Genomic DNA, 7,412 nt, shown 5'->3' with positions numbered 1-7,412 from the left:
AGGGACATAAATTGCCAACCTTCGTTAGCAGGCACCAAACCGACAGCAGGTCGCCCCCGGCTAGAAGATTCCTGGATCGCGGTTTCTTTGATCAAGGTTAATTTTTGTAGTTAAAAAAAAGGCAATAGTTTTGCGATATAATGAGAGCTGGCACAAATATCGTCTTGTTTTTCATGAATCCCCGTGACCATTGTCACGGACTTAACATAATCGGCTTCACAATTAGTTCGCAAAGTAAAAAAATTCAATTTGTATTAAATGATGACAGATTTTATCGGGAGTTTAGGCATGTATGTCGCCCAGCCTGGTCACATCGACCACATCAAAAGAAATAATGCCGGCAGCGTATACAAGCTTATTGACTTGTTTGGCCCAATCTCCCGCATTGAGCTTTCCAAACGCAGCCAATTAGCGCCCGCGAGCATTACTAAAATTACTCGTGAGCTGATTGATGCGCACTTGATCAAAGAAACCGCGATCCAGGAATCTTCTAGCCGGGGGCGACCTGCTGTCGGTTTGGTGCCTGCTAACGAAGGTTGGCAATTTATGTCCCTTCGCCTCGGGCGAGGGTACTTAACCATTGCCCTACACGAATTGGGCGGTGATATCTTGGTGGAAGAACGGCAGGATATCGATGTACTCCACCAAGATGAAGTACTGAAAAAGCTTATCTCTGAAATTCACACTTTCTTTGCCAATCATGTGAGTGAGCTTGATCGTATTACAGCAATTGCAGTCTCGCTGCCCGGTGTCGTCAATGCCGAGGCCGGTACGATTATCCAGATGCCGCACTACGAGGTGCATAACCTCGAACTGGGACCTGCAATTCACCAAGCAACAGGGTTACCCGTGTTTATCGGCAATGATACCCGTTCATGGGCCTTGGCCGAGAAACTGTTTGGTAACTCCAGGGATGTGGCCAATTCCATCCTGGTGTCTATCCACCATGGTGTTGGTGCCGGTATCGTACTCGATAATGTGGTTCTGCAAGGCCGCATTGGTAATGTCGGTGAGCTAGGCCATATCCAAATCAAACCTTATGGCAAGCGATGTTTCTGTGGCAATCATGGTTGTCTTGAAACTGTCGCCAGTGTGAAAGCCGTTATCGAGCAAGTGGAGCAGCGTTTGCGTGAGGGGCATCCATCTTCTTTGCACGGCAAAAGCCTGACGATAGAGCGGATCTGTGACGCGGCCATTGCGGGTGATACGTTGGCGCGTCAGGTTATTATCGAGCTGGGACACCATTTGGGGCAGGCGATCGCGATCATGGTTAACTTGTTCAACCCGGAGAAGATCCTCATTGGCGGTGAATTCAACCGGGCAAAAGATATTTTGTACCCTGCGATTATGGAGTGTGTACGTAATCAATCTTTGCCGGTGTATAACCGTGATTTGGTGATCGAACAGAGTTCGTTCTACACCCAGGCAACCATGCCTGGTGCGGCTTTGGTGAAGCAGGCCATGTATGACGGCCATTTGCTGATGAAATTGATTGAAGGTTAGTCTTTATTGGTTTTATAAGTCAGCATGTCTTTGTAAAAATTCACATCCACAGACATGTGCTTTGATTGGGTTGTATCTTAGCTGTCTCTTTTCAATTGCTCATCAATGACATTGTGCAGAAATGATAACGCTGCACGGTGGTCATTGCGGCTCATAAACCATTGCTTTTGGTTTGTTTCCAGAGGCAATAACTCTAGCCATCGTTGGCAGACCCAGGTCATATCATTGTAATCGGGCAGGGGATAGTTTTCTGCGTGTTCGGGATACTCTTCAAACAAGGCTTTCAAGCTGTTAGATATGTCCCGGTCGACAAACTTAATTTGGCTGGGCGTCCAATTGGACATCGGAGTGACATCACCAAACCGCAGCCCATCGTCTTCTTGCCAATGTTTGTTGATTAAAAACTTTTCAACGCCCCGGATAGTAATACCCAATAGGCCATCAGGAAGTTTTTCGAAATCAGTGATGATCACTCGGGTACCGAAATGACACAGAGAATCTTCGTCTTTCATGCAGAGACCGAAGCCATTGCCATCACCCATAGCCAGTTTGACCAAACGGGTGTAGCGAGGTTCGAAAATCCGCAATTTACTTATCCCGCCTGGTAGCAGGTAAATCTGTAACGGAAATAGTGGTAATTGCATAGTTCTAGCCTTACTGACGTTATTCATTATAAATACGATCCAATCATAAGTTGGGATTGCTATAACGTTCAGGAAAAGTATAAGCAGACAACTATTAGACGTTGTCTGCTTTTCGATACTACTTAAGTGCTAACTGGATGGCAGATGTAAGAAGGCTAAGTTGTTGTTGGTTAATGATAAAAGGAGGCATTATGTAGACAAGTGTGCCAAAAGGGCGAATCCAGACGCCGCTGTCTACAAAAGTTTCTTGAATACGGGCCATATCAACGGGTTCATACAACTCGACAACACCGATGGCACCAAGCCAGCGAACGTCCTTGACCTTATCCAGCTTTCCTATCTCGGGAAGTGACTCAGCTAGTTGTTTTTCAATTGATTTCACTTGATGTTGCCAGTGGCCTTGGGCGAGGATATCCAAGCTGGCATTGGCCACGGCGCAGGCCAAAGGGTTGCCCATAAAGGTAGGTCCATGCATAAAGCACCCCGCTTCGCCGCCACATACCGTATTTGCGACATGTGTACTGGTTAAGGTGGCCGATAGGGTCATGTACCCGCCGGTGAGCGCCTTGCCCACACACATAATATCAGGACTGATACCCGCATGTTCGCAAGCAAATAATTTTCCTGTCCGGCCAAAACCGGTCGCAATTTCATCGGCGATGAGCAATATTCCGTATTCGTCGCATAGCTGACGCACCCTCTGAAGGAAGGTCGTATGGTAAATACGCATCCCTCCAGCCCCTTGGACAATAGGCTCGATGATCACAGCAGCAATTTCTGAGTGGTGCTGCTCTAGCTGGTAGCGGAAGTCATCAATATCTGATTCCTGCCACTCGTCAAAGAAGCCACTTTCAGGTGATTGGGCGAAAATATGCTCCGGTAAGAACCCTTTATAAAGACTGTGCATAGAGTTATCTGGGTCGGTGACCGACATGGCAGCAAATGTATCACCGTGATAGCCATGTTTAACCGTCAAGAACTTCGGTCGGCGCTCTCCTTTGGCATGCCAGTACTGCAAGGCCATTTTTAGGGAAACTTCCACCGCAACGGAACCTGAATCAGCTAGGAATACGTGCTGGAGGGGCTCTGGTGTGATATCTACCAGTTTACGGCAAAGCTCAACGGCAGGCTGGTGGGTAATGCCGCCGAACATGACATGTGACATTTTGTCGAGCTGGGCTTTGGCTGCCTCGGTCAGAGCTGGGTGGTTATAACCGTGGATGGTTGACCACCATGACGACATCCCATCAATAATTTCCCGTCCATCTTCAAGTTGTAAATATACCCCGTTGGCACTGACTACTGGATAGCATGGCAGTGGGTTGAGTGTTGAAGTGTAAGGGTGCCAGACGTGCTTCTGGTCAAATTCCAAATCGACTTTATCGCGTGTTTTTTGCACAGTTGTAAACCTTGCTCCTTGTTGGTGGTTGACAGTCTACCGTCTGAAAGTAGACTAGCCAAGTAACAAGAAGCAATGAATGCAAAATCTCAACGGCTCAAATTAGAGCACGTTGAGCACATAATAAGAGGTGATTACACGTGGAAGTACGTCACGACTGGACAGTCGAGGAAGTTCAAGCGCTATTTGATAAGCCATTTATGGATTTGGTGTTTGAGGCCCAGCAGGTACACCGTCAGTACCATGATCCCAACAAGGTACAGGTGAGCACGTTGCTTTCAATCAAAACAGGCGCATGCCCTGAAGATTGCAAGTACTGTCCGCAAAGTGCGCATTACCGTACCGATGTAGAACGAGAGCGTCTGCTAGAAGTTGAGCGTGTACTGGATGCGGCACAGAAAGCCAAAACATCAGGCGCGACCCGGTTCTGTATGGGGGCTGCATGGAAGAACCCGAAAGAGCGCGATATGCCGTACCTATTGGATATGGTGCGCGGGGTGAAGTCCATGGGACTGGAAACCTGTATGACCCTTGGCATGATCACCGGCGAGCAAGCCAACGAACTCGCTGAAGCCGGTTTGGATTATTACAACCACAACCTTGATACCTCGCCGGAATTCTACGGCAATATCATCACAACCCGCACATACCAAGACCGCCTTGATACCTTGAGCCATGTGCGCGAAGCCGGCATGAAGATCTGTTCCGGCGGCATCATCGGTATGGGTGAAAGTTCCCGTGACAGAGCCGGATTGCTGGTTGAGCTTGCTAATTTACCGACTCACCCCGAGAGTGTGCCAATTAACATGTTGGTGAAGGTGAAAGGGACACCGCTTGAGTCTGTTGATGATGTCGATCCGTTCGATTTCGTTCGTATCATCGCGGTCGCACGTATCATTATGCCTAAATCGGCGGTGCGTTTATCGGCTGGCCGGGAAGACATGAACGAACAGATGCAGGCATTGTGTTTTATGGCGGGTGCAAACTCGGTGTTCTACGGTTGTAAGCTGCTGACGACACCTAACCCGGGCGAAGACAAAGACATGCAATTGTTTGCCAAGCTAGGGATCAACCGCCAGGAACAGGCCGCTAAGCCGGATGAAGTGCAGGCACAGGAGTTGTTGGGGCAAGTCGCCCAGCGAGTTGCCGCGCGGCCAAGCAAGGATGATTTGTTCTACGATGCATCGGTTTAATCAACGCATCGCTTCAGCCCTTGAACAAAGACAGGCACAAGGGCTTTACCGGGCCGTGAACTGCCTCCACCGCGGACAAGATATGTCTGTGCAGTTTCGGGAACAGTCATTGCTGAACTTTTCTAGCAATGACTATCTTGGCCTTGCGCAAGATCCTGTACTGGTTGCTGCTTGGCAAGACGGGCTATCTCGCTATGGTGCCGGAAGCGGTGCCAGTCCGTTGGTGACAGGTTTTTATTCGCCGCATCAGCATTTGCAATCGCAGTTAGCCGAGTGGTTGGGCTTTGAGCAAGCGCTGTTGTTCAACAGTGGTTTTAGCGCTAACCAGGCGTTGCTATTTGCCCTGCTTCAGGAGGGCGATCACCTACTACAAGATAAGCTCAACCATGCATCTTTGATAGAAGCGGGGATGCTCTCACCTGCCTCGATGAGGCGCTTTGCCCATAATGACCCTTCTTCTCTCGCCCGTCTGTTGGCACGTATTCCTGATAGTTCCCCGAAACTCGTTGTGACCGAGGGGGTATTCAGCATGGACGGGGACCTCTCACCGCTTGCCGACATAGCCCATGTTTGCCAGCAATCCAGCAGTATGTTGGTAGTTGACGATGCCCATGGCTGTGGGGTGCTCGGTGAGTCTGGCCGGGGAAGCTGTGATTTTGCCGGTATCAAGCCCGATATTTTGGTGGTGACGTTCGGCAAAGCGTTTGGCTTGCAAGGCGCGGCAATACTGTGTAGCCATGATGTCGCCGAGTATCTGGTGCAATTTGCCCGCCATTTCATATATTCCACCGCCATGCCGCCCGCACAGGCACATGCTTTGTCAGCGGCGTGTGGCATTATCCAGCGTGATAATTGGCGCCGGGTGAAACTTGCTGATCATAGCGACAGTTTGGCGCAATACCTATTACCAGACGTCGAGATAGTAAATACGCAAACCCCAATCAAGCCGTTGATGGTGGGGAGCAGTGAGCGGGCAGTCAAATTTGCTGACAAACTACGTCAGCGCGGGCTATGGGTCAGTGCCATCCGGCCACCCACGGTTCCCGCTAATTCTGCAAGATTGCGGATCACCCTGACCGCCGCGCATAAAGACACTGAGATACGTGCGTTAGCACAGGCAATCAATGAGGTATGGCATGAAGAATAATGCAGAAACTGCAGTCCCTTCTTTGGACGATGTCGTTGTTACCGATAAGCAAGCAATCGCAGATGCCTTCGGCAAAGCCGCAAAGCACTATGATCAATCAGCGGCATTCCAGCGGCAGGTAGGCCATCACCTCATGGCGAAATTACCGGCGCTCAATGTCGCGGATAGCCAAGTTCTGGATCTGGGGTGTGGGACTGGGTATTTCAGCGAGCAGTTGCAGCTAAGGGGAATGAGGGTTTGCGCGACGGATTTGTCTTGCCAGATGCTTGAGCAGGCAAAGCAGCGTTGTGGTGAAGGTGTTACCTATATTGAGGGGGATGCTGAGCGCTTGCCGCTTGCTGATAACCAATTCGATTGTGCCTTCACTAGCCTAGCCTTGCAGTGGTGTGATGATCTGTCTGTGCCACTTAGGGAGTTGCGCCGTGTGGTAAAGCTAGGCGGCCATATCGTCTTTTCTACGCTGGTGGAAGGATCACTGCATGAGCTTTCTTATGCATGGAAACAGGTTGATCAATATCAACATGTAAACCAGTTTCTTTCGCAAAAGGCCATAAAACTTGCGCTGGCGCAAGCGGGGTGTACAGAGGTTGACCTAGAATTCCTGCCAATCACCATGTATTACCGCTCGGCAGTTGACCTTATGAAAGATCTGAAAGGTATAGGGGCAACACATATTCATCAGGGGCGAAAAGCAGGCTTGGCCGGTCGAAAGACGTTTAAGGCATTAGAGAGCGCTTATGATGAGTTTCGACATGAGGATGATCGGCTGCCGGCAACATACCAAGTCTGTTTTGGAGTAATTATTAATGACTAACGCTTTCTTTGTAACAGGTACAGATACTGAAGTAGGTAAAACTGTAGCCTCTCGCGCCATTCTTCATGCTGCAGCTAGCGCGAATATCAAGATGGCGGGTTATAAGCCGGTCGCATCTGGTAGCGCACCGACTGCTAATGGTATGCGTAATTCAGATGCCTTGTATATTCAAGACGCATCGGTTGTAGAGCTTGAGTACGACGAAGTTAACCCATACGCGTTTGAAGCGGCCATTTCCCCGCATCTGGCGGCTGAACAGGAAGACCGTGTTATCGAGTTTGATGTGCTGTCTAACGGTTTGCAGCACCTCAAACAAAAGTCTGATGTTGTTCTGGTTGAAGGTGCAGGTGGCTGGCGTGTCCCTGTTTCGTGGAACGACTACCTGTCTAGCTGGGTTAAGCAGGAAAAACTGCCAGTTATCTTGGTTGTGGGTGTCAAGCTAGGCTGCTTGAGCCATGCTATCTTGACTGCAGAAGCGATCAAGAACGATGGCTTGGAAGTGGTTGGCTGGGTGGCAAACCGCATTAATCCAGGCACCGAGAACTATGCTGATATCATTCGTATGTTGGAAGAAAACTTACCGGGTAAGAAACTGGGTGAGATCCCATACATGCCGGGTATCAAAAAGCGCAACCTGTCGAACTACATCGACCTGTCACCGCTTAGCCTGTAAAAGTTTTAGCTTGTGACTAGAGGTTTGATTCCTGAACCT

Annotated in this window: 7 protein-coding genes; 5 read left to right on the top strand and 2 right to left on the bottom strand. The window is 49.4% G+C overall.

What is annotated here, in order from left to right; genetic code table 11:
- Positions 1-288: 288 nt before the first annotated feature.
- The gene (locus BIZ37_RS18450) at positions 289-1,503 is read left to right on the top strand and encodes an ROK family protein (RefSeq protein ID WP_107297546.1); all 1,215 of its coding nucleotides are present in this window, start codon (positions 289-291) and stop codon (positions 1,501-1,503) included.
- A gap of 77 nt (positions 1,504-1,580) precedes the next feature.
- Here the strand turns inward: BIZ37_RS18450 and BIZ37_RS18445 are convergent, their stop codons facing one another.
- Together BIZ37_RS18445 and bioA are read right to left on the bottom strand one after the other, a co-directional pair.
- Positions 1,581-2,147, bottom strand: coding sequence for an LON peptidase substrate-binding domain-containing protein (locus tag BIZ37_RS18445; protein ID WP_107297547.1), 567 nt, complete (start codon positions 2,145-2,147; stop codon positions 1,581-1,583).
- Positions 2,148-2,265: 118 nt separating this feature from the next.
- On the bottom strand, positions 2,266-3,546 hold the full coding sequence (gene bioA, locus BIZ37_RS18440) for an adenosylmethionine--8-amino-7-oxononanoate transaminase (RefSeq protein WP_187462725.1): 1,281 nt from the start codon (positions 3,544-3,546) through the stop codon (positions 2,266-2,268).
- Positions 3,547-3,686: 140 nt separating this feature from the next.
- On the opposite strand from bioA, the gene bioB reads away from it, so the two are divergent.
- Genes bioB through bioD form a run of 4 tightly spaced genes read left to right on the top strand, consistent with a single transcriptional unit; the run spans position 3,687 to position 7,373 of the window.
- Positions 3,687-4,739 carry a biotin synthase BioB gene (bioB, locus tag BIZ37_RS18435; RefSeq protein WP_187462724.1) on the top strand — a complete coding sequence of 351 codons (1,053 nt, stop codon included), beginning with the start codon at positions 3,687-3,689 and terminating at the stop codon, positions 4,737-4,739.
- Positions 4,726-5,886: an 8-amino-7-oxononanoate synthase gene (gene bioF, locus BIZ37_RS18430; RefSeq protein ID WP_187462723.1), complete on the top strand. Its 1,161-nt coding sequence runs from the start codon at positions 4,726-4,728 to the stop codon at positions 5,884-5,886. The genes bioB and bioF overlap by 14 nt, the downstream gene beginning before the upstream one ends.
- Positions 5,876-6,700, top strand: coding sequence for a malonyl-ACP O-methyltransferase BioC (gene bioC, locus BIZ37_RS18425; protein ID WP_187462722.1), 825 nt, complete (start codon positions 5,876-5,878; stop codon positions 6,698-6,700). Before bioF ends, bioC begins: the two co-directional genes overlap by 11 nt.
- A complete protein-coding gene (gene bioD, locus BIZ37_RS18420; protein WP_107297552.1) occupies positions 6,693-7,373 on the top strand; it encodes a dethiobiotin synthase in 681 nt (226 codons plus the stop codon). The genes bioC and bioD overlap by 8 nt, the downstream gene beginning before the upstream one ends.
- The last annotated feature ends 39 nt before the right edge of the window (positions 7,374-7,412 follow it).

This window comes from Photobacterium sp. BZF1 (assembly GCF_014349205.1).
In the GTDB taxonomy this organism is placed as follows: Bacteria; Pseudomonadota; Gammaproteobacteria; order Enterobacterales; family Vibrionaceae; genus Photobacterium.
This window is presented reverse-complemented; position numbering and strand designations above follow the sequence as displayed.